Origin of the sequence: Bacillus sp. HMF5848, from assembly GCF_003944835.1 — a bacterium.
Lineage (GTDB): Bacteria > Bacillota > Bacilli > Bacillales > HMF5848 > HMF5848.
The window spans coordinates 1,836,355-1,860,453 of record NZ_RWIV01000001.1 but is presented as its reverse complement, the minus strand read 5'-3'; the positions used below and the strand labels follow the sequence as shown (position 1 = coordinate 1,860,453).

Genomic DNA, 24,099 nt, shown 5'->3' with positions numbered 1-24,099 from the left:
ATTTATTTATTTCAACCACTTTTCATCTTGTGGATTTGTGCGCCATTGGACAAGTTTCTCAAGCTGTTCCGAAGTCAAAATCCCTTGATTCTTTGCGACCTCAAGTAAAGTATCATAATCACATAATGAGTAAAATGGAATGTTAGCTTCATTAAAGGCATTTACTGCCTTATTCAGGCCATATGTAAATATAGAAATAACCGCTAATACATCACAATCTTCATTTCGTAACGCTTCCACAGCTGTTAAGGAGCTACCACCTGTAGAAATTAAATCTTCAATAACAACAACCTTATCACCTTTATTTATTTTGCCTTCTATTTGATTCGTTTTACCATGACCCTTCGCTTTACTACGTACATATACCATAGGTAGTTCCATACGATCACTAACCCAAGCAGCATGAGGGATACCAGCAGTTGCTGTACCTGCAATAACTGAAGTGTTGGAAAACTTTTCTTTTATCAATGTAGTGAGTGCATTTGCAATCAAATTCCGCACTTCAGGATATGACATCGTCAATCGATTGTCACAGTAAATTGGTGACTTTATACCAGATGACCATATATAAGGATTTTTCGGTGAAAGTGTTACAGCACCAATTTGTAAAAGCTGTTCTGCGATAAGTCTATTCATTGTATATGACTCCTTCCCAATCTCGTTTCATCAGTTTGTACATATTTAACGGGACATCTGCTTTTGTAATACTTCTCCCCACCACAATACCAGTTGAACCATTCTCCCGAGCCTGTGCGGGAGTGACTACTCGATTTTGGTCATGCGTATTATCCGATTGCATACGAATGCCCGGCGTTACTGTATGGAAGCTAGTCGGTAGTTTCCTATATATATGAGGCACTTCACGAGCCGAACATACAACCCCATCAAGGCCACTATTATAAGCTTGTTCAGCATAATGTAGTACAGTTTCATCCATAGATTGAGAGATTAATAATTCATCACGAATCATAGCTTCCGTTGAACTGGTTAGCTGAGTGACAGCCAAGCACATTGGTCTGTTTATTCCTATCCTGGTTCCAGCATCTAATCCTTCAAGAGCAGCCTCCATCATTTTACGGCCACCAGTTGCATGGACGTTTACGATATCCACCTCGTAATGAGCTAACACCTTCATAGCATGATGCACTGTGTTAGGTATGTCATGTAGCTTTAGGTCGAGAAAAACTTTATGTTCATCTTTTTTAATATCTTCTATAATACTTGGACCGACACTGTAAAAGAGCTCCATCCCTATCTTAACAAACAACTTTTCTTTATCAAATTTCGCTAAAAATTGTGCTACATTTAATCTATCTTTAAAATCAAGAGCGACTATAAGCGGTCGATGCATTTGGTCGCCAGCTCCTTCCTATACATTCTGACAGATGATTAATATTTAACCGGTCTAGTAAACTAGGAAGTTCGCTTATTATGTTTGGACATACAAACGGGTCAACAAAGTTCGCTGTTCCCACCGCCACCGCACTTGCTCCAGCATACAAAAATTCAACTACATCTTCAGCAGTTGAAATACCACCCATTCCGATTATTGGGATACTAACACGTTGACTAACTTCATATACCATTCGTATTGCTACTGGTTTAATGGCAGGTCCAGATAAACCACCTGTTTTATTTGCTAAAATTGGTTGGGCATTAGACAAGTCTAGACGCATGCCTAGCAATGTATTAATCATAGTTAGCCCATCCGCACCAGCGTTCTCGATAGCCTGCGCGATCTCCACAATATTACTTACATTTGGGGATAGCTTTACATACACAGGTACGCTTGAGACGGCCTTTACTTGTTTTGTTACCTCAGCTGCTATACAAGCATCTGTTCCAAAAGCTATTCCTCCATGCTTTACGTTCGGGCAGGATATGTTAAGCTCTAATGCCTTTACATTTGGGGCTTTTGAAATATTTTGAGCAACAATAACGTAATCCTCAATAGTTGAACCAGCAACATTAGCTATAATGGGCACATCAAATTGATTTAGCCAAGGTAGCTCAACATTCATCACAGCCTCCAAACCAGGGTTTTGCAGTCCAATAGCATTTAACATGCCAGCTGTCGTTTCGGCCACACGTGGCGTTGGATTTCCAAAACGAGGTTCAGTCGTAGTTGCTTTAATCATGATTGCTCCTAGTTCAGTCAAATCATATAATGAAGCAAATTCTCGGCCAAATCCAAAACAACCTGATGCAGGCATGATTGGATTTTTCAAAGATAAGCCTGGCAACTCAATGTTTAATCGATTCATACTACAACCTCCCCTGCTAAAAATACAGGTCCATCACTACATACCTTTTTATAGTCCGTATCAGAGTGTGGTACAGAACAAACGCAAGCAAAACAAGCACCGATACCACAGCCCATTCGCTCCTCTAATGATATATATACAGGAATATCATCCGCAAAGGATTCAAGTGCACGTAGCATAGGCTTTGGTCCACAAGCATAAATGATATGTGCTCCAGTCAAATGCTGTAATTTGTCTGTTACAAATCCTTTCATTCCATGCGAACCATCCACAGTTGTCACATAAGTAGTACCTAATTTAGCAAACTCTTCTTCATAAAACACAAACGCTTGCGATTGAAAACCAAGAACATGAACCACATGAACTCCTTTTGCTTTCAATCGCTTCGAAAGCTCGTATAACGGTGGGACTCCTATGCCTCCGCCAACAAGAAGTGCTGTTTGTCCAGGGGAAACAGCCTCAACAGGGAAGCCGTTCCCTAGAGGCCCTAGAATATCAATTTGATCTCCTATTCTCTTTTCTGACAAACGTTTTGTGCCAGCACCATCAACGCGATATAGCATTGTGAAGCAATTGTTTTCTTTATTAATTGAACAAACACTGATTGGTCGTCTTAGTAATAAATCATTAAAAGCATCAACTTTAATATGGACAAACTGCCCTGGTTGTGACATTTCGTGAACTAACATACCTTGTAGTGTAATTTCATAAATGTCTTTAGCAATTTGCGTGTGATTCAAAACTTGCATTTGCTCTTGTTTAATCACAGCAACGTCACCTCGCGCTCAATTAGTTCGCTTGGCATAGATTCTGTTTGAAAGTTCATCATTTCAAGTACACGTAATATTGCGTCAGCTGTATCGAGTGATGTCAAGCAAGGTACACCATTTTCGACTGATTCTCGACGAATTTTAAAACCATCTCTTTGTGGTTGTTTACCTTTTGTTAAAGTATTTATAACAAACTGTGCTTCTCCCTTGCGAATAACATCCAGGAGGTTAGGTCCCTCTGTTCCAATTTTATTAACCTCATTTACACGAATACCATTTTGCTGTAAAGTTTCAGCCGTTCCAGTTGTTGCCAAGATGTTAAAGCCGATTTTTGCAAACCGCTCTGCAATTTTTACGGCCTCCTCTTTATCTTTATCAGCAACCGTCATCAATACAGTACCAGTCTTTTCAATAGTCATTCCTGCTGCAACTAGACCTTTATATAGTGCCTTCTCAACTGTTGTATCTTTACCCATTACTTCTCCAGTTGATTTCATCTCAGGTCCCAATGTAATATCAACATTTCTCAATTTTGCAAATGAAAATACTGGTGCTTTTACAAATACACCGTCTTGCTCTGTTAAAAGACCTGTCGAAAAGCCAAGCTCTTCTAGTTTTATTCCAAGGATTGTTTTCGTTGCAATATTCGCCATAGGTACTCCTGTTATTTTGCTTAAAAATGGTACAGTACGACTTGAACGCGGGTTTACTTCTATGACATACACTTCTTCCTGACATATAACAAATTGAATGTTTAACAACCCTACGATTTTTAATCCTCTACCAAGTTGAATAGTGTAATCAACAATTTTCTGCTTCACAGCAGGTGATAAGCTTTGTGGTGGATACACCGCAATGGAGTCACCCGAGTGAATACCCGCTCGCTCAATATGCTCCATAATCCCTGGAATATAGACTGTCTCTCCGTCAGAAATCGCATCAACCTCTATTTCTTTTCCAACCATATATTTGTCTATTAAAACAGGATGGTTTGGATTGATGTTTACAGCGTTATTCATGTAGTACAATAATTCATGTTTATCATAAACAATTTCCATAGCCCTACCACCTAGTACATACGATGGACGTACTAAGACAGGATAGCCTATTCCGTTTGCAATCGACACTGCTTCCTCAACAGAGGTTGCCGTTCGCCCTACAGGCTGTGGGATGGCAAGCTGTTCTAGTGTTTGCTCAAATAAATCTCGATTTTCAGCTCGATCCAAGTCCTCTAAAGATGTACCAAGAATTTTTATTCCTCGACCTGAAAGCTCCTCAGCTAAATTTATCGCCGTTTGTCCTCCAAATTGTACTATAACACCCTCTGGTTGTTCTAATTCAAGAATATGCATAACATCTTCAACGGTTAATGGCTCAAAGTATAGCTTGTCAGAGATACTAAAGTCTGTTGATACTGTCTCTGGGTTGTTATTAACAATGATAGCTTCATAGCCTGCTTCTTTAATAGCCCACACGCTATGAACAGTTGCATAATCAAATTCGATTCCTTGACCAATTCGTATCGGACCTGAGCCTAATACAACAACACTTTTTCGCCCTGATACTATCGATTCATTTTCATCCTCGTATGTCCCATAAAAATATGGAGTAGTTGATTCGAATTCTGCTGCACACGTATCAACAGTTTTATATACTGGTAAAATATTATTATCGCGGCGTAATTGGAACAATTCCCTCTCCGTCATGTTCCAAAGGCGAGCAATAATACTATCAGAAAATCCTAATTGCTTCGCTTTAAGAAGTACATTTATGTCTTGTTTGTGAGATTGAAGTTCACGTTCAAAGCGAACAATATTCGCGATTTTCTCAAGAAAGAAGACATCGATTTTACTCCAGTCAAATATCTCTCCGATATTGCGACCACGACGGATTGCTTCTGCTAAATAAAATAATCTTTCGTCACCAGCTCGTCTAATACGCTTTTCAATGAGAGCATCATCAATTATATGACTATTCTTTAATTCAAGATGGAACACATCCGCCTCTAGTGAGCGCACCGCTTTTAAAATAGACTCTTCAAACGTCCGCCCTATAGCCATTACTTCTCCTGTGGCTTTCATTTGTGTTCCTAAATGACGATTAGCTGATTCAAATTTATCAAACGGCCATCGTGGAATTTTTGTTACGACATAGTCAAGTGATGGCTCAAAGCAGGCATACGTTTTCCCTGTAACAGGGTTCATCATTTCATCTAATGTTAATCCGATAGCAATCTTCGCTGCTAGTTTTGCGATTGGATAACCTGTTGCCTTAGATGCAAGAGCAGAAGAACGACTGACACGTGGGTTAACTTCAATAATGTAGTATTGAAAGCTATCTGGGTCAAGTGCAAGCTGGACGTTACAGCCACCTTCTATTTCAAGTGCGCGAATTATCTTTAACGAAACATTTCTCAGAAGCTGATATTCTCTATCACTCAATGTTTGACTCGGAGCAACTACAATGGAGTCACCCGTATGAACACCAACAGGATCAATATTCTCCATATTACATACGACAATCGCATGATCGGCACTATCACGCATTACCTCATATTCGATTTCTTTGAATCCTGCAATGCTTTTTTCTAGCAAACATTGACTAACTGGGCTATTTTTCAAACCACTACATACCGTTTCAATCAATTCTTCTTCTGTTGAGCAAATACCTCCGCCAGTCCCACCAAGCGTGTACGCTGGTCGAACAATAACTGGATAGCCCACTTCATTTATAAACTGATATGCCTCTTCTAACGTGTGAATAATTGTACTATCTGGAACTGGCTCTCCTAGCTCATTCATTAAATTACGAAACAGCTCGCGATCCTCTGCTTTTTCAATAGCAGATAGCTTTGTACCAAGTACTTCTACTTTAAATTCTTCTAGGACTCCTGCTTTTGCTAGCTGAACAGCAATGTTAAGACCTGTTTGTCCACCTAATGTTGGTAATATAGCATCTGGTCGTTCTTTACGAATTATTTTGCTTACAAATTCGAAAGTTAAAGGTTCTATATATACTTTGTCAGCCATTGTTGTATCAGTCATGATAGTGGCAGGATTAGAATTCACGAGAACAACACGATACCCTTCTTCCTTTAAAGCGATACAAGCTTGTGTACCCGCATAATCAAATTCAGCTGCTTGCCCTATAACTATTGGTCCAGAGCCAATCACCAGTACAGTTTGTATATCTAAGCGTTTAGGCATGATGTGTTCCCCTTTCGTTTAAAAGCTTGTATCATAGTCATGAATTCATCGAACAATCCATTAGCATCGTCAGGACCAGGGGAGGCTTCAGGGTGATATTGAACAGTAAATGCTGGGTATTCATTTGAACATAGACCTTCAATTGTTCCATCATTCAAAGCAACATGCGTCACAGTTAGTTGAGTTCTCAAAATTGAGCTCTCTGTAACGGTATACCCATGGTTTTGTGATGTAATAGCGACCTTTCCTGTTCTAAGATCCTTCACTGGATGATTAGAGCCTCTATGACCAAACTTTAATTTTTCTGTATTAGCACCCGATGCTAAAGCGAACAATTGGTGTCCTAAGCAGATTCCGAATATCGGTACTTTTCCAACTAAATTCCGTATAGTATCGACTGCCTCCGGTACATCCTTTGGATCACCAGGACCATTGCTTAGCATAATACCGTCTGGACTTAGTCTTATAATATCCTCTGCACTTGTATTGTATGGAACAACAACAACATCACAGTCTCGTCTTGTTAATTCTCTAAGAATGCCATGCTTCATACCAAAATCCATTAACACAATACGATATCCTCTTCCAGGATTGGCGTAAGCGGTTTTCGTAGAAACTTGTTGCACTTGATTTGATGGAAGTGACATACGTGTTAATTGCTCCGCTACTTCCAATGGGTCTTCAGTTATAGAGCAAAATGCACCTCTTAACGTTCCATATTGTCGAATCTTACGAGTTAGCTTGCGTGTATCAATGCCTGCTAATCCTGGTATATTCTTTGACTTCATATATTCATGTAATGACATTTGACTGCGCCAATTAGATGGTGTATCACAATGCTCCTTCACAATTAATCCTTTTAATGCAGGATAAATGGATTCGAAATCGTCACGATTCACTCCATAATTACCTATTAACGGATATGTTAGTGTAATAATCTGCCCACAATAGGATGGGTCTGAAAGTATCTCCTGATAGCCAGTCATTCCTGTATTAAATACTACTTCTCCGATTGTTTTTTCTTCACTTCCAAACGCTTTACCAATAAAAGTTGTTCCATCCTCTAACACAAGCTGTCTTTTCAAGCGTGAACGCCTCCCTTATCCCAAACAATCTCTCCATTTACCACAGTCATAACAGGCCATCCAACACAATCCCAATTAGTGAACGGTGTATTTTTCCCTTTTGAAGCAAAGCGTTGTGGATCTATTGGTTGTTTATCGTTTAAATCAATAATTGTAACGTCAGCAACGGTACCTAGCTCCAATCGACCATACGGCATACCAAATATGTCTGCAGGTTTTTTTGTTAAAAAATTAATAAGCTGCTGTAATGACATAATGTTTTTTTTCACAAAATGTGTATATAACAATGGAAAAGCTGTTTCTAACCCTACAATCCCAAATGGAGCCTCTTCAATACTTGCTGCTTTTTCTTCATTCGTATGTGGAGCATGATCCGTAGCAATACAGTCAATCGTGCCATCTAGTAAGCCTTGAAGTAAAGCTTCTTTATCATCTTGGCCTCTTAACGGCGGATTCATTTTGTAGTTGCTATGTAACTTGTCAATATCTTCTTCACATAATAATAAGTGATGCGGGGTCACCTCTGCTGTTACGTTTATTCCAGCACGCTTAGCGTCACGTATTACACGAACAGACTCTTTCGTACTAACATGACAAACATGATAGTGACAGCCTGTAGCTTCTGCTAACAAAATATCTCTAGCAATATGAACTGACTCACAAACAGATGGGATACCGTTCAGGTTATTAGCTCTTGCTACCTTTCCATCATGAATACAGCCTTTATTTATTAACGTATTTTCTTCACAATGAGCAACGATAGTAGCATTTATAGCTCCGGCACGCTTCATCGCTTCAAGCATTATCCCAGCAGATTGAATACCTACACCATCGTCTGTAAAAGCAAACGCACCTTCTTCTTTAAGACCAGAAAAATTAGTTAACTCTTTACCTAGCTCGCGAACTGTAATGGAAGCGTACGGTAAAACACGAACTTTTGCTGTTTCTTTAATTCTATTATTTAACCACTTTAACTGCTCTACAGTATCTGGAACAGGTCGTGTATTCGGCATCGCAGCAATTGTTGTAAAGCCGCCTCTAGCTGCTGCCTCCGTCCCTGTTGCTATTGTTTCCTTATTTTCGCCACCTGGCTCTCGTAAATGTACATGAACATCTACAAAGCCAGGACTTATGAAGTTACCGCAAGCATCAATTGTATGCATAGTTTCACAGACAAGATCTTTGCCCATTTCAGAAATGGTTCCATCGACAATTTTTATGTCACACTGCACTAGTTCCCCTAATTCACTAAGAATTTTGCCATTTTTTATAATAAAATCCATGTCTCTTCCCCTCGCATTCTATTAAATGACTACCGTATACTTTGAAAATCTCTTTTGTTGTTGTAAAGCCCACTGTAAAACAGCCATTCGGGCATATACGCCGTTTTCCATTTGCTTGAAAATTCTTGAACGTTCACATTCAACAAGGCAATTAGCAATTTCTACGTCACGGTTTACAGGAGCTGGATGCATAATGATACTGTTTGTTTTCATTCTTATTTCCCGTTCAACAGTTAAACCGTACTTTTGATGATACTCTTCAACTGACATTTGTACTTTGTTCGCATCCGAATGACGCTCAAACTGTATTCTTAGCATCATAACAACATCACATACCTCAACCGCATCATCAAGTGAAAGATACATATGTCGATAACTTTCCTCAACCCACTCTAATGGCCCTGATACGTACACGACCGCCCCAAGCTTTTGTAACACTTCGATATTAGAACGCGCTACACGACTATGACGTATATCTCCAACAATAACGACTTTTAAGCCTTTAAAAGTAGAAAATTGTTGTTTAATAGTAAACAAATCTAATAATGATTGAGTTGGATGATGCCCGCTACCATCACCAGCGTTAATTATTGGCACAGAAACATTTTCGACTAAATGCTTATAATATTCGTTTTCTTTATGTCGGATAATAATTACATTTGCACCAATAGCTTCCACTGTTTTAACTGTATCATATAAGCTTTCACCTTTTTGAACACTTGAGGATACTTCATCAAAATGTAATACATCGAGTCCTAACCGTTTCTCAGCAACTTCAAAGCTCAGCTTTGTTCTTGTACTTGGTTCGAAAAATAAGTTAGCTGCAAATTGTAGACCTGGCACTTGCCATTTGTCTCCCTTCGAAAAATGATCTGCACTACTCAATAAATTCTCAATCTCTTTGTTTGTAAACTGAGATAACGTAACAACATGCATATGCTACACCCCACGTTAAAATTTTATTAGAAAATGAGCGGGCTCATTTTTAGAAGACACGTACGCAAGACACTGTATTGATGCAAAATACAGCCGCTGAATTGTCACTCATTAACCTTCAATCCTCTGCGAGAGATATTGACTGGCGCTACGTCCTTGTTATACGCATAGAATAACGAACATTTTGAAAGATAGCATATTCGTAAAACTTTCTAGGAAAACCCATTATATCTAATGTTCTCACTTGTAAAAAAACCCCGTCCTAATAATATAGGACAGGGTGAAAGTAAGACTGCACAGCAAAACATGCTAACATGTAGTCGGCTTGCTGAGTCTTATACCTTACACCCTTTTATGTCTCACAGGACATATTTAAAAGGCATTAAGCAACTGTATGTTCTTTTTTCTCTTCTGATTGAGTTGACTTATTATTATCACTTACTGGTAAGATTACATTTAATAAAATACCTAACAATGCCGCTAATGCCATACCATGAATCTCAAATTTATCAGAGAACTTCAGGATAGCTCCACCAATACCAATTACTAAGATCACGGATGAAATAATTAAATTACGTTTGTCTCCTAAATCTACTTTAGCATCAATCATCATGCGCAACCCACTAGAAGCGATGATACCGAATAATAAAATTGAGACACCACCCATAACAGCAGTTGGTACAGAAGAGATTAATGCTGAAACTTTACCGATAAAACCAAAGATTACTGCAATAACAGCTGCGCCACCAATGACATAAATACTATATACACGTGTAATGGCTAAAACACCGATATTCTCTCCGTATGTTGTATTTGGAGGTCCGCCAAGGAAAGAAGCAATCATAGTTGCGACACCGTCTCCTAGGATAGACTTGTGTAACCCTGGCTTTTTCACTAAATCACGATTAATAACTTCTCCTAAAACAAGCTGATGACCAATGTGCTCTGATAACGTTACAACTGCAACTGGCACCATTAACAATATAATTTCCCAACTAACTGATGGTGTGTAACTCACAAACGGTATGGTGAAGTCTGGTACTTGAATCCATTTTGCTTCAATAACCTTACTAAAATCAACAATACCAATAGCTAAACTATATATATAACCAGAGGCAATACCGATAAGAATTGGAATAAGTCCAAAAACTCCTTTTAAAAATATAGAACTTATAATTGTTATAGCTAGAGTAACAAGTGCTGCTGAGAAGTGTAACACGCTATAGTCGCCAGCCGGGTTATACATTGCCATGTCAACCGCTACACTTGCTAATCCAAGACCGATCACTATTATGACAGGACCTACAACAACCGCTGGTAACAACCTCATTAACCACTTATAACCTGCGACACTTATTATGAGTGCAACTATTCCGTACACAAGCCCCGCTAAGAAGCTTCCCATCATTGCTGCCCCAACGCCACCAGCAGCTTTAGCGGCAATGATTGGTGCGATAAAAGCAAACGATGATCCTAGATAAGCTGGTACCATTCCTCTTGTAATAAGAAGAAAAGCTAATGTACCTAAGCCACTTGATACAAGTGCAACCGCTGGGCTTAATTCTGTTAAAAATGGAACTAGCACCGTTGCACCAAACATAGCAAACAAATGCTGCAAACTCAGAGAGAGTCCTTTTCCTAATGACGGTTTTTCGTTTACATCTAATACGATCTTTTTTGACATTGTTTCTCCTCCTATAAAAAAACTCTTTGTGATTACACAAAGAGGTATGAGCTATCACATAGTATAAACCATTGTGAAAGCTTCATCCCCTTTGTAAGCCTCTCAGGACTCCATTAAAGGGTTAATTAAATTATTATTAACCTTCATAAATTGATACTTGATCAATTTCATCAATTTCTGTTAACTGAACAACAATCTTTTCTGTACTTGATGTAGGAATATTCTTTCCAACAAAATCAGCTCTTATCGGTAATTCTCTATGACCTCTATCGACTAGTACGGCAAGCTGTATTTGTGACGGTCTACCTATATCTATTAAAGCATCCATCGCTGCCCGCACTGTTCTGCCAGTGTAAAGTACGTCATCGACAAGAACTACTTTTTTATTTGTAATATCAGTTGGCACAGTCGATCCTTTTACAATAGGCTCATGGTCTTCTGTTTTGAATGAGAGATCGTCTCGATACAACGTAATATCTAGTTCGCCTACAGAAATACTTTTGCCTTCAATTTGTTCAATTCTTTTTGCCAACCTATTTGCAATATCAATCCCTCTTGTCTTAATTCCAATGAGAATACAATCATCGATACCCTTATTTTTTTCAATAATTTCGTGAGCGATTCGCGTAAGTGCTCGTCTTATTGCCTGCTCATCTAAAACAACAGCTTTTTGCATCGTATCACCTACCCTACTTGTTATACTAGAATAATTAAAAAACCCTCTAGCCATGGGGCGAGAGGGTTTAGTTTGCACACTTGTGCCAATACCGTTTCCTTCTCAGCCTCACAGGACTGTACTTAAAGGTCTTTTTCAATTAAATTAAGAATACTTCAATGCGCGAAAACTGTCAACAAATTTTTCATAGGACAAGGTTAATTTAACAATATTATTGTGATAAATATTAAATAACCAACGGTTAATCACTAATACGTCTCAATTTATCTAATAACTCTTCAAACTCAACAGGTAAAGGCGCCTCAAATTGCAAATATTCTTGTGTTCTAGGATGTTTGAACCCTAAAATACCTGCGTGCAAAGCTTGTCCATTAATATCTAATGTTTTTTTAGGACCATACTTTGGATCCCCAGCTAATGGATAGCCAATGTATTTCATATGAACACGTATTTGATGTGTTCGTCCCGTTTCAAGCTGACATTCGATATAGGAAAAATCTTTAAAGCGCTCAAGCACTTTAAAATGTGTTACTGCATCCTTACTATGGTCATCTGTCACAGTCATGCTTTGTCTGTCATGCTTATTTCTTCCTATTGGCGCATCAATCGTTCCATCATCATGTGGGATAACCCCATGAACAATTGCTTTATAACGTCTCGTTACTGTTTTTTTGACTAGTTGGTCTACAAGAGACTTATGAGCCAAATCATTTTTAGCTACCATTAATAATCCAGATGTATCTTTATCAATTCTATGTACAATTCCAGGCCGCATAATACCATTAATCCCTGACAAATCAGTACAATGAGCCATAAGTCCATTCACAAGTGTCCCTGACAAATGTCCTGGTGCTGGATGAACAACCATCCCCCTTGGCTTGTTAACAACTAACACATCACTGTCTTCATAATAAATATGTAAATCCATTTGTTCAGGAACAACATCTAAGCTTTCTGGTTCAGGCATCGTAACGCTGATGGCATCACCTGCACTACACTTATAATTTGCCTTTGTAGTAGAACCATTGACTGTCACATGACCATCACGTATCCAATCCTGTACTTGTGTACGGGACCACTCTTCATCAAAAGAAGAAATAATCTTATCAATTCGTTGTCCTTTATTTTCTTCGGTTATATGGATATCAAATTGCTCCATTCTTTTGTTGCTCCTTTTCCTTTTTTGCTTCTAAAAGACTATAAATAAAAAATAGCCCTACCCCGATAACAAGTGCAGAATCTGCAATGTTGAATATAGGATAATCGTATGTAAAGATATAAATATCAAAGAAATCTACAACTTCCTTACGAAACAATCTATCAATAAAGTTCCCAATGGCTCCACCAAGCATGAGTCCTAATGTAAAACGAAGTAACCGTTCGGATTTTTTTAAACGTGAAATATAATATATTAAAAATGCGACAACAATTATCGTGATAATATAGAAAAACCACATTTGTCCTTGTAATATACCCCAAGCGGCTCCACGATTTCTATGAGATGTTAAATAGAAAAATTCCGGGATTACAGCAATACTTTCATATAAATCCATGTATTGTGTGACAAGCCATTTTGTAATCTGATCAATCAAAATCACAACCAATGCTACCAAATAAGCCAACTTCTTTGAACCCCCAATATGTACATGATAAGAAAGATTGTACCACAAAGAAGTGAAAAGAAAAATACAATTACATATTGCTTCTTACAAGGGGTATATAGTATTACAAATATAAATGTCTACACGAACTAGGAAAGGGTATCTTAAGGAAGTGTCTTTAACACTTCCCTACATTAAAAATGCGAAGACACGGGATTTTTTTTATACATTGTTAATACAGAAAAATCTTCAATATAGCGTGCAGTAGGCAGTGTTGTTAGTAAGTCATCTGGAATTTTCTCACCAGTTTCTTCACAATATCCATATACCCCTAACTCTAATTTTTGTAGAGCTCGCTCAACATCAGTTAGATCTTGCTTTACATGATGATGCAGCATTTGTTTTTTGTCATCACCAACAGAAAAGAAGAACTCCTTAGCCACCTCAGTTTCATGTAATCGTTGTGATAACTCCTGTTTTGTTAATTCAAGTTCACGTTTAATCTCCTTATACTTCTTTTGACACATACAATTCGCCTCCTTAATTGCGTACTGCATGAGGTAGTGTTGTGTGTATTGTTATTGTAACCAGAGACTAAAAAATGACTGTGTGTAACTTTTTCCTAATAAAATTATTATGGGAAATGGTACCAATAATTTAAAGGCTGACATAAGCCGTTTTAGCATATGGAGAATTGTTTTATGCTTTAAATAGATTCTAAAGAACAAACATGTTTAGAGAGATAGTCCAAACATTTTATTTCAGCAAGTTTTACATTTATTGCATTCCAAAAGTTCAAAGTGCCCATCCTCCGGTGAAAAGTTCTGGCCAACAATAAGAGTCTGTCGCAAAGGTGCTAGGTCCTTCTAGCTTATGGAGGGCGAGAAGATGAAAATCATTAAATTCATCAGCTTGAATTGAAACATTTAGGAATATGGTGACAATTCCCCCTTTGAATCAGCATTATGTTCAAAAATGTTTTTCACCAAAAGAAAATACTTTGAAGCGCGTTGGCAACTGAAAAGCTAAATACCAATCTCGTTCAAAGTTTCAATAAAAAAGACCTATGACACAATGTATGTCATAGATCCTTTTTCTGTGCTTAAGCGTAATGATTCGCTACAACCGTTGCACAGCGTTCACATAAAGTAGGATGTTCAGTTACTGCTCCAACCGTACGTGTAACTGTCCAGCAACGCTCACATGTTTCGCCATCTGCTTTGCTAACAACAATAGCTACATCATCAAATTTAATAGCATTACTTGGGGCATCCTCTAGTGAACCACCAATATTAAACCCTGACACAATAAACAATTGTGTTAAACTCTCGTCTATTGAAGTTAATAATTGATTGGCCTCTTCATTAACATACAATGTAACATGCGCTGTTAAAGATTTTCCGATGACCTTTTCATTTCTTGCAATTTCAAGAGCTTTCAGCACATCATCTCGTAAATTCATAAACGAATTCCATTTTGCCATCATTTCTGCTGAATTAGCAAATTGTTGTTCTTCAGGCATATCCGTTAATTGTACACTTTCTCTGTCAACGTTAGGAATATGAGTCCAAACCTCATCAGCTGTATGTGGTAAGATTGGCGCCATTAATTTAGTCAATGCATGTAGCGCCTCAAACAAAACAGTTTGAATACTACGACGTTCTAAATTGTCTGCCGCTTCAATATATAATACATCTTTTGCAAAATCTAAATAGAATGAACTCAAATCAATTGTACAATAATTGTGTACATCATGATAAATAGCCATAAAGTCATATGAATCGTAAGAATTTTTCACTTTACCAATTAGCTTATTAAGCTTAATTAACATATATTGGTCTACTTCACGCAACTTATCATACGATACTGTATGCTCTTCTGGATTAAAATCAGCTAAATTACCAAGCAGGAAGCGATACGTGTTACGTATTTTTCGATACACTTCTGCAACTTGCTTAAGAATATTATCAGAAATACGTACGTCTGATTGATAATCTACCGAAGCTACCCATAAACGTAAAATATCTCCGCCTAGCTGCTTCATAACCTTCGCTGGGATCACCACGTTCCCAACAGACTTACTCATCTTACGACCTTCACCATCAAGAACAAACCCATGGCTTAAGACACCTTTGTAAGGCGCTTTTCCGGTTACGGCTACACTAGTCGATAAAGATGAATTAAACCATCCTCGATATTGGTCCGAACCTTCTAAATATAGGTCCGCTGGTCGTACAAGATCTTCTCTCTCTTCTAACACAGATTGATGCGACGAACCTGAGTCAAACCAGACGTCCATAATATCAGTTTCTTTAGTAAACAAACCATTGGGACTAGAAGAATGTGCGAAGCCTTCAGGTAATAAATCTTTAGCTTCTTTCTCAAACCAAATATTCGATCCATGTTCACGGAATAGTTTTGATACATGTTCGATAGTTTCATCCGTGATAATCGGATCTCCATTTTCACCATAAAAGACTGGAATTGGTACACCCCAAGCACGTTGACGCGAAATACACCAATCACCTCTGTCACGAACCATGTTGTATAAACGAGTTTCACCCCAAGCTGGAACCCATTGCGTTGCTTCTACTTCCTTCAATAACTGATCACGGAAATCTTTAATAGAAGCGAACCATTGCGCAGTCGCTCGGAAAATAGTTGGTTTTTTTGTACGCCAATCATGAGGATATGAGTGTGTGATAAATGACAAGTGCAACAAAGCACCAACTTCTTGTAATTTTTCCGTAATTGGTTTGTTTGCTTCATCATAAAATAATCCTTCGAATCCTGGAGCCTCTGCTGTCATATAGCCTTTTTCATCTACAGGACACAACACACCTAATCCATATTTATTACCAATGATAAAGTCATCTTCACCATGACCAGGTGCTGTATGGACACATCCCGTACCAGCTTCCGTTGTAACATGGTCACCTGTCATAATTAGTGACTCACGATCATATAATGGGTGTTTAACCTTTAAGTTCTCAAGCTCAAATCCCTTTAACTTTTTAACTATATTAACATTTTCCCAACCGATTTCTTTTTTCACTGAATCTAATAAATCAGAAGCAACAACATATTTGTCCTCATTAACCTCTACTACACTATAATCAAAGTCAGGATGTACAGAAATTCCAAGGTTAGCTGGAATTGTCCAAGGTGTAGTTGTCCAGATGACGATATTCGTTTGCTCATCAAGCACACCTTTACCATCAACAACTTTAAAACCAACATATATTGATGGTGAACGTTTGTCCTTATACTCAATTTCTGCCTCTGCTAATGCTGACTCACTAGACGGCGACCAATAAACTGGCTTCAGACCTTTATAAATATAACCCTTTTTTGCCATCTCTCCGAACACCTTAATTTGTTGTGCTTCGTATTCAGGTTTTAAAGTGACATATGGATTGTCCCAATCACCACGAACTCCTAAGCGTTTGAACTGCTCACGTTGTCCCTCAAGCTGTTCCCACGCATACTCCTCACAAAGCTTACGGAACTCTGCGACTGACATTTCTTTGCGGTTTACTTTTTTGTTCTTTGTTAATGCTGTTTCAATTGGCAATCCATGTGTATCCCATCCTGGCACATATGGTGCACAGAAACCATTCATAGACTTAAACCTTACAATAAAGTCTTTTAAAATTTTATTAAGCGCGTGACCGATATGAATATCTCCGTTCGCGTACGGAGGCCCATCATGCAACACGTATAAAGGTCTATCCTTTGTACGTTCTTGCACCTTAGAATAAATATCAAGTTCGTCCCACATCGTTTGAATTTCTGGCTCGCGATTTGGTAAATTACCACGCATTGGGAACTCTGTTTTTGGCATTAACAATGTATCTTTGTATTCCATGTTATTACATCCTCCTAGTTTGTATATAAAAACCAACACAAAAAGGCCCTCTCATCCTAGGGACGAGAAGGCTCGCGGTACCACCCTAATAAACTGCTAGTGTTTCGTGCAGTCCACTCGAATTTCGTAACGTGAAATATCCGCCAAAGCTTACTATCATTCAGCCTTAGAACTCCAGGGTGATTTTCGCTTTTAATATTTTTACTAGGCTCACACCACCCCTAGTTCGCTTGGAAAAAGTATTAAAACTACTGTCCCTATCTTCATTTAGTCAATATTTAATATTTTTCCATTATAGGGTATGAAACCGGTGACGTCAAGATTTACTCGTTATCTTGTGAAATATCAACTACATTTGGCACTTGAAACTTTCCCAGTTCATCCCAGTCATTATTATCTAATAAATCTAATTGCGCTTCTAATAACATTTTAAAACGATTTCTAAATACTTTAGATTGTTTTTTTAATTCTTCAATTTCTAATGTGATTTTCCTTGATTTTGTAAGAGCCTCATTAACAATTCGATCAGCATTTTTTTCTGCTTCTCTAATTATCAACTTTGCCTCCTTTTGAGCATTATGCTTAACTTCTTCAGCAGTTTGTTGTGCTATAATAATTGATTTATTTAAAGTTTCTTCTATGTTCGTAAAATGACCTAAACGTTCATTTAGATTTGTAACCTTTTCTTCTAATTCTTTTTTTTCTCGTATAATCATCTCATAATCTTTAATGACTTGGTCTAAAAACTCATTTACTTCATCTTCATCATATCCACGAAAACCTTTAGAAAACTCTTTATTATGGATATCTAACGGTGTTAAGGGCACGCATGCCACCTCCAGAAAGTCTATTTTAAAATTGTTATAACAAAAGCATATTTACTAGTAGTGTACACAAATCTAATAAAGTTTCCGACAACAAGTACTATACGCAAATTATACAAGCGTAATGATACATCATAGCTTTTTATAAAACGATAAGGTTATATTTCGACATAATTCTCGAGAATCCTTCTCTTTTTCTAGACAAAATTTTATTTTTGCAAACCATACCGAAGGCGAATTTTATCTTTTTTAGTAGTACCTTCAAATTGAAGTAATTTACTACGTCCAAAACCGCGCACAGATAAAACATCACCTTCTTTACATCCAAACGACGTATCAGTTATAACTTGCCAATTCACTTTCACATGACCGTTTTGAATTAACGGTGCAATTTTTTGTCTTGAAACATTAAAAATACCTGCTGCAATGGTGTCTAACCTGAAGGAGCTAAATGAATTAACCTTCTCAAGCCAGTTATCAGTTTTATGTATAATGTTATTCAAATCAACCGCCTGAACAGAAACAACTGTTTTTCCGATCTTTTCAAGATGCATTGATACGTAATCCCCAATCTCTGCAGCAACCACAATTTGTATTCGTTTATCGTCACTTATCAGTATGTCACCAAACTTCCCCCTTCGTAAACCTAATCCAAGAACACTTCCAAGAATTTGGGGATGCTCTAGGTTTACAAATTTATCGGGATAGTTCATTTCGAATAGTTTTAGGTCAAAGTCATGAACTGTTGGTTCATAGTATGAAGGATAAATAAGAGCTCGTTTGCGCTCAGTATAAGGCCCTCCTCCGTTAAACTGCAACAAAACATCGTCATGTTTACCTATGACGCTTTTGGCGATTTGCTGCTCTCTAGGATCAAGAAAATCTGATAACTTAGGGGCATACTGAGTTATCACTGCATCTTTCCACTCTATTACTTGATCCACAAAAGCGTGTTCTTCTTTTCTATAGTGTTGATACACACTCAACTTACATATCCTCCATCCATTTTATACTATGTATGTCCTTCACTCATTCGTTACAACAAAAGCACACTTCCATTGCTGTTTTTAAGTCATTTGATAAAAATCGATATTCACACTTTTCCCTTGTGTCTAAAGCTGGGCATCAATTTTATTTACTTCTTTAACATAAAAAAAGGGAACCGACTGGGATTCCCTTAAGATACATTTAGATTAGCATACGAAAAATTGCCTGTAATCCATATGTAGCGAAATTCAAAGTTAAAATCGCCACAATTGGGGATATATCGATCATACCTAACGGTGGTATAAAGCGGCGAAATGGCTCTAAAAATGGTTCGCAAATTTTAGCTAAAAATTGTCCGATAGACGTCTCACGTGCATTTGGGAACCAAGACATTAAAATGTAGGCAATAATCGCATATGAGTAAATCTGTATAAGTGTTCTTAATAAATCATATATAAACACCATGGAATTTTACCACCTCTTATCATATATTTCTTCTTCAAGACCAGCTTCTGTGATAGTACCTTGCACATCTACATTATCAGGCGTGCAAAGGAAGATATTTAGGCCTACGCGTTGAATATCTCCACCTATAGCATATACAGTCCCACTTAAGAAATCAACTATTCGCTTCGCTTGATCATGTGAAATACGCTGAAGGTTCACAACAACAGAACGTCGGTTTTTTAAATGATCTGCAATATCTTGCGCATCTGAATAAGCTCTTGGTTCAATAAGTATTACCTTTGAGCTCTTAGTCACACTTTGCAAACTAACTACGTTTTGTTTCTGTTGCTGGGATTGTGACTTCGTAGGCTTTATTTGTTGTTGCTCATAAACATCCTCTTCAATGATCTCTTCTTCGTATTCATATTCATCGTCTAGTGCAAAAAAACTTCTAAATTTGTTCTTAATGCTCACTATCTTCCCCTCCTAAGATTCATTCCCTACTAAACGGCTTCCAATTCGAATGTATGTAGCTCCCTCTTCAATCGCAATTTGAAAGTCATTTGACATCCCCATGGACAATTCTTTGCATGGTGCGTGTTGTAACTTCAGGGACTGAACATCTTGCTGCAAAAGTTTCAAATCACGAAAGCATTGACGGATAACTGATTCGTCCTCAGTGTATGGTGCCATAGTCATAAGACCAACAATCTCAATCTTAGAGAATTTCCTAACTTCTTCTATAAACGAAATCACTTCTTCCGGATTTAAACCATGCTTTGACTCTTCTTGAGACGTATTTACTTGAACAAAACATTTAATAACGGTTTCTGCTCGTTTATTGATTTCCTTAGCTAACGATATTCTATCAAGTGAATGGATATATGATGCAATATTAATAACGTTCTTTACTTTTTTAGATTGCAACGTTCCAATATAATGCCAAATAGCCTTGTCCCCTATTACACTGTGCTTGTCCACCATTCCATTGTCCCTGCTTTCGCCAAGGTGAATAATACCACTATTTATCGTTTCCTGAGCTCGTTCTACAGTGACATATTTTGTGACACCAATAATAGTTATATCAGTTCTCTTACGATTCGATTTAGCACAAACTTCTAAAATTTCTTGTTCGATAGTCTGCAAATTTTCATACACACTCAAAGACTAACTACTCCTCCTTTAATCCAATAAAACTCATCATCCTACCTGTTTTTCCAAGGTCACGCCGATGGGAAAAAAACATGTCCGATTCACAACCTGTACAGTAGTTAGACACCAGTATATTATTATCACTTATACCAGTCTGGAGAATAAGCTGTTTATTAACTTCTTTCAAATTTAGACAATATTGTCCTTCTTCTATTAAATTATATGGCTTTTCTTTACTGTTATCTAGTACATTTTCAATTTCACAAATAACTTTATTGTCTACAATATAACAACAAGATTCAATAGATGGACCAATAACTACATGTATCTCCTCTATTCGTACTCCTTCAGCTAGCCAGGTTTGGACCATTTTCCCAGCAATATTAGAAACTGTTCCTCTCCAACCAGCGTGAGCAATACCGATATAGTTTTTTGAAGGTGCCAGAAAATAAAGAGGTACACAATCAGCAAAGCAAAGCGCAAGCATAACTCCTTGATCGTTTGTATACAAGCCGTCTGTAGCCTGTATAGCACTACGTAAAGAAGTCGTACCAGCGCCTTTATGATCCTGAGTTATTTTAGTGATTGTATTTTTGTGGATTTGGTCTGCAAATATCCATTTTTCGAAGGGGAAATTCACGTTTTCTGCTACTCTTATACGATTTTTAATAACATCGATATCCCTGTCCTGTACATGAAGACCCACGTTTAATGATGTATAATAACTCTTGCTAAATCCACCGTGTTTTGTCGTAAACCCAGTAACAAGGTTTTCTTTCAATTTAGACCAATGTGGAATAGTTAAAATGTTGTCCTTTGCTTCAAAACAATCATTCATAGCATTCTTCCTTTAAATGAGGTTGTTGTTAGTAATTATATCATAAACCACTTAAATATAACGGCTTCATTTAATCATACTAAATAAGCATTTATGTATGATATATGAACTAGTCCCCACTTTCTATTGATTGAGGAAATCTTACCAATATAACGTCCGCTCCAATTTTCACAATATTTCTCCAAGGTACAACAACCTCGTCATCCTTTCCAAACAACCCAAAAACTTTACCTACCCCAGAGATAATAATGGATTCAATCCGTCCTGTTGTAAGATTTATATCAATATCTGTAATATTGCCAAGTTTTTTCCCATCAGATACATTAACAACATCTTTCACTTGAAAATCTGAGATTTTAACCATTTACGTCCGCTCCTTCTAGTGTTTATTAACAATATATGTTCTACTATCTGTATTTAGAAATGAATCAGGCAGAATCGTAAAACTAAAAATTAGCGAACAAATGGATATAAACATTTATAAGATCATTACACAATTTATTTTCAAAATTTGTCATGTAGGACTTGATTTGAAAATTAATGAAACGCAATGTCCGCCCTAACGGTACTAACATAGGGTGAGCGCCATAGCTCGACAACAAGGAAACGCCCTGTCACGTTATCAACACTCGGTCTTCCTAGCTGCAGAGAAGTTTGGAGTGTAATCAAGGAACATTTTTTCAAGAAAATCTGATGTGTATTTTCTCTCGATGTTGGCGCTATGAGCTAGAAACTCAGCTTGGTAAAGAGTTTCATACTTTTCCATAGAAAAAAGTCTAGGAAGTTAGTCCTAGACTTTCATTTTTATGTTTGAATATTTTTACTCATTTGCTTAATTGCCGCCTTTTCCAGTCGAGAAACTTGTGCTTGAGATATCCCTATCTCCTCAGCTACTTCCATTTGTGTTTTTCCTTGGAAAAATCTTTTTCGTAAAATAAGCTTTTCCCTATCATTTAATCGACGCATTCCCTCCATTAAAGCAATTTCTTCAATCCAAGTTGAATCACGATTTCGTTCATCACTTAATTGATCCATTACATAGATAGGGTCTCCACCATCGTTGTAAATTGGCTCAAATAAAGATACTGGATCTTGAATTGCATCTAGCGCAAAAACTATTTCCTCTTGAGGAACTTCTAACACTTTCGCAATTTCTTCTGCAGTTGGCTCTCTTGATGTTTCTCCCATCAATCTCTCGCGTACCTGTAAAGCCTTATAAGCGATGTCTCTCAATGACCTAGATACACGAATAGGATTGTTGTCACGTAAATAACGGCGAATTTCGCCTATTATCATTGGTACAGCATATGTAGAAAACTTTACATTCTGACTTAAGTCAAAATTGTCAATGGATTTCATGAGACCTATACAGCCAACTTGAAACAAGTCATCAACATATTCTCCTCTGTTGTTAAACCGTTGTATAACGCTAAGTACGAGTCTTAAATTACCGTTAACAAGCTTTTCTCGAGCTGATATGTCTCCTGCTTGCATGTTTCTAAACAGCTCCCGCATCTCATCGTTTTTAAGGACTGGAAGCTTTGATGTGTCTACACCGCAGATTTCTACTTTGTTTCTAGTCAAATTTTTCCCTCCTAACAGGAGTTGCTGTTCAAATTAAAGTATCTCCTGTGTGAGGGAAAATATGCACTACCCTTTACAAGCCATTTTGAAAACATTGATATATAAAGGACAAGGCACGAAAAATTTTTTATTAAGCTATACCATTTTATTAAATTCTTTACGAAGTCGCTTAATAATTCTTTTCTCAAGTCGAGAAATGTATGACTGAGAAATACCAAGCATATCTGCAACATCCTTTTGCGTTTTTTCCTCGCCGCCAACTAATCCAAAACGAAGTTCCATAATCTGTTTTTCTCTATCACTTAACTGTTGTAATGCCTTTATTAATAATTTACGATCTACATTCGCTTCTAAATCTCTTGTAATAATATCTTCTTCCGTCCCTAAAACATCTGACAATAAAAGCTCATTTCCATCCCAGTCGATATTTAGTGGCTCATCAAATGAGACTTCGGATCTTATTTTATTGTTTCGCCTTAAGTACATTAATATCTCATTTTCAATACATCTAGAAGCATAGGTAGCAAGCTTTATCTTCTTCTCTGGGTTGAAGGTATTCACCGCTTTAATTAATCCTATTGTACCAATGCTAATTAGGTCTTCAATATTTATACCAGTATTTTCAAATTTCCTTGCTATATAAACAACTAAACGAAGATTACGCTCAATTAATATAGATCGTGCTGCTTGATCGCCACTAGGGAGCTTCTTAAGTAAATGCTCTTCTTCCTCTTTAGAAAGTGGAGGAGGTAGCGCCTCACTGCCACCAATATAATATACTTCGTCAGTTTTGAGACCAATACGAATGAGCAGTTTATACCAATAATATGTGAGCTTAAATTTTAGAAAGCGCAACTTCTTTCCCCCTTCTATTTTTGTAAAAAGTGAGTATGA

The 24,099-nt window shown here is 37.4% G+C and carries 23 protein-coding genes and 1 other annotated feature; all 23 genes read right to left on the bottom strand.

Translation table 11 applies throughout. The features are described 5' to 3' along the window. Window positions 1-6 precede the first annotated feature (6 nt). Window positions 7-636 (bottom strand): orotate phosphoribosyltransferase, encoded by a 630-nt coding sequence (gene pyrE, locus EJF36_RS08840; protein WP_125905971.1) that lies wholly within the window; start codon window positions 634-636, stop codon window positions 7-9. Next, window positions 629-1,351, bottom strand: a complete 723-nt coding sequence (pyrF, locus tag EJF36_RS08835) for an orotidine-5'-phosphate decarboxylase (RefSeq protein ID WP_125905970.1) — start codon at window positions 1,349-1,351, stop codon at window positions 629-631. The genes pyrE and pyrF overlap by 8 nt, the downstream gene beginning before the upstream one ends. Beyond that, window positions 1,323-2,264, bottom strand: a complete 942-nt coding sequence (locus EJF36_RS08830) for a dihydroorotate dehydrogenase (protein ID WP_125905969.1) — start codon at window positions 2,262-2,264, stop codon at window positions 1,323-1,325. The genes pyrF and EJF36_RS08830 overlap by 29 nt, the downstream gene beginning before the upstream one ends. After that, window positions 2,261-3,028, bottom strand: a complete 768-nt coding sequence (locus tag EJF36_RS08825) for a dihydroorotate dehydrogenase electron transfer subunit (RefSeq protein WP_312028282.1) — start codon at window positions 3,026-3,028, stop codon at window positions 2,261-2,263. Before EJF36_RS08825 ends, EJF36_RS08830 begins: the two co-directional genes overlap by 4 nt. Then, complete coding sequence (gene carB / locus EJF36_RS08820) at window positions 3,028-6,240, bottom strand: carbamoyl-phosphate synthase large subunit (protein ID WP_125905967.1); 3,213 nt, start codon at window positions 6,238-6,240, stop codon at window positions 3,028-3,030. Before carB ends, EJF36_RS08825 begins: the two co-directional genes overlap by 1 nt. Beyond that, window positions 6,225-7,325 carry a carbamoyl phosphate synthase small subunit gene (locus tag EJF36_RS08815; RefSeq protein ID WP_125905966.1) on the bottom strand — a complete coding sequence of 367 codons (1,101 nt, stop codon included), beginning with the start codon at window positions 7,323-7,325 and terminating at the stop codon, window positions 6,225-6,227. The genes carB and EJF36_RS08815 overlap by 16 nt, the downstream gene beginning before the upstream one ends. Next, window positions 7,322-8,608, bottom strand: a complete 1,287-nt coding sequence (locus tag EJF36_RS08810; protein ID WP_125905965.1) for a dihydroorotase — start codon at window positions 8,606-8,608, stop codon at window positions 7,322-7,324. The genes EJF36_RS08815 and EJF36_RS08810 overlap by 4 nt, the downstream gene beginning before the upstream one ends. A 21-nt stretch (window positions 8,609-8,629) precedes the next feature. Next, window positions 8,630-9,544: an aspartate carbamoyltransferase catalytic subunit gene (locus EJF36_RS08805; protein ID WP_125905964.1), complete on the bottom strand. Its 915-nt coding sequence runs from the start codon at window positions 9,542-9,544 to the stop codon at window positions 8,630-8,632. A gap of 382 nt (window positions 9,545-9,926) precedes the next feature. Next, the gene (locus EJF36_RS08800; RefSeq protein WP_125905963.1) at window positions 9,927-11,228 is read right to left on the bottom strand and encodes a solute carrier family 23 protein; all 1,302 of its coding nucleotides are present in this window, start codon (window positions 11,226-11,228) and stop codon (window positions 9,927-9,929) included. Window positions 11,229-11,364: 136 nt separating this feature from the next. After that, window positions 11,365-11,904, bottom strand: coding sequence for a bifunctional pyr operon transcriptional regulator/uracil phosphoribosyltransferase PyrR (gene pyrR, locus EJF36_RS08795; RefSeq protein ID WP_125905962.1), 540 nt, complete (start codon window positions 11,902-11,904; stop codon window positions 11,365-11,367). A 241-nt stretch (window positions 11,905-12,145) separates the two neighbouring features. After that, the gene (locus EJF36_RS08790) at window positions 12,146-13,063 is read right to left on the bottom strand and encodes an RluA family pseudouridine synthase (RefSeq protein WP_125905961.1); all 918 of its coding nucleotides are present in this window, start codon (window positions 13,061-13,063) and stop codon (window positions 12,146-12,148) included. Further along, a complete protein-coding gene (gene lspA, locus EJF36_RS08785; protein ID WP_260471858.1) occupies window positions 13,050-13,526 on the bottom strand; it encodes a signal peptidase II in 477 nt (158 codons plus the stop codon). Before lspA ends, EJF36_RS08790 begins: the two co-directional genes overlap by 14 nt. Before the next feature lie 173 nt (window positions 13,527-13,699). Beyond that, window positions 13,700-14,032: a TraR/DksA family transcriptional regulator gene (locus EJF36_RS08780; RefSeq protein ID WP_125905960.1), complete on the bottom strand. Its 333-nt coding sequence runs from the start codon at window positions 14,030-14,032 to the stop codon at window positions 13,700-13,702. Window positions 14,033-14,607: 575 nt separating this feature from the next. Further along, complete coding sequence (gene ileS / locus EJF36_RS08775; RefSeq protein WP_125905959.1) at window positions 14,608-17,373, bottom strand: isoleucine--tRNA ligase; 2,766 nt, start codon at window positions 17,371-17,373, stop codon at window positions 14,608-14,610. A 55-nt stretch (window positions 17,374-17,428) separates the two neighbouring features. Then, window positions 17,429-17,646 (bottom strand) — a binding site (T-box leader). A gap of 50 nt (window positions 17,647-17,696) precedes the next feature. Continuing rightward, window positions 17,697-18,200 (bottom strand): DivIVA domain-containing protein, encoded by a 504-nt coding sequence (locus EJF36_RS08770; RefSeq protein ID WP_125905958.1) that lies wholly within the window; start codon window positions 18,198-18,200, stop codon window positions 17,697-17,699. Window positions 18,201-18,406: 206 nt separating this feature from the next. Next, window positions 18,407-19,183: a YlmH family RNA-binding protein gene (locus EJF36_RS08765; RefSeq protein ID WP_125905957.1), complete on the bottom strand. Its 777-nt coding sequence runs from the start codon at window positions 19,181-19,183 to the stop codon at window positions 18,407-18,409. 202 nt (window positions 19,184-19,385) lie between these two features. Next, window positions 19,386-19,649: a YggT family protein gene (locus EJF36_RS08760; protein WP_125905956.1), complete on the bottom strand. Its 264-nt coding sequence runs from the start codon at window positions 19,647-19,649 to the stop codon at window positions 19,386-19,388. A gap of 6 nt (window positions 19,650-19,655) precedes the next feature. After that, window positions 19,656-20,105, bottom strand: a complete 450-nt coding sequence (locus EJF36_RS08755) for a cell division protein SepF (protein ID WP_125905955.1) — start codon at window positions 20,103-20,105, stop codon at window positions 19,656-19,658. Window positions 20,106-20,117: 12 nt separating this feature from the next. Next, window positions 20,118-20,795 carry a YggS family pyridoxal phosphate-dependent enzyme gene (locus tag EJF36_RS08750; protein WP_125905954.1) on the bottom strand — a complete coding sequence of 226 codons (678 nt, stop codon included), beginning with the start codon at window positions 20,793-20,795 and terminating at the stop codon, window positions 20,118-20,120. A gap of 7 nt (window positions 20,796-20,802) precedes the next feature. Continuing rightward, the gene (gene pgeF, locus EJF36_RS08745) at window positions 20,803-21,621 is read right to left on the bottom strand and encodes a peptidoglycan editing factor PgeF (RefSeq protein WP_125905953.1); all 819 of its coding nucleotides are present in this window, start codon (window positions 21,619-21,621) and stop codon (window positions 20,803-20,805) included. A gap of 109 nt (window positions 21,622-21,730) precedes the next feature. Next, window positions 21,731-21,985, bottom strand: a complete 255-nt coding sequence (locus EJF36_RS08740) for a YlmC/YmxH family sporulation protein (RefSeq protein ID WP_125905952.1) — start codon at window positions 21,983-21,985, stop codon at window positions 21,731-21,733. 440 nt (window positions 21,986-22,425) lie between these two features. Then, window positions 22,426-23,205 (bottom strand): RNA polymerase sporulation sigma factor SigG, encoded by a 780-nt coding sequence (gene sigG / locus EJF36_RS08735; RefSeq protein WP_125905951.1) that lies wholly within the window; start codon window positions 23,203-23,205, stop codon window positions 22,426-22,428. A gap of 135 nt (window positions 23,206-23,340) precedes the next feature. Next, window positions 23,341-24,060 carry an RNA polymerase sporulation sigma factor SigE gene (gene sigE / locus EJF36_RS08730; protein ID WP_125905950.1) on the bottom strand — a complete coding sequence of 240 codons (720 nt, stop codon included), beginning with the start codon at window positions 24,058-24,060 and terminating at the stop codon, window positions 23,341-23,343. Window positions 24,061-24,099: the final 39 nt, after the last annotated feature.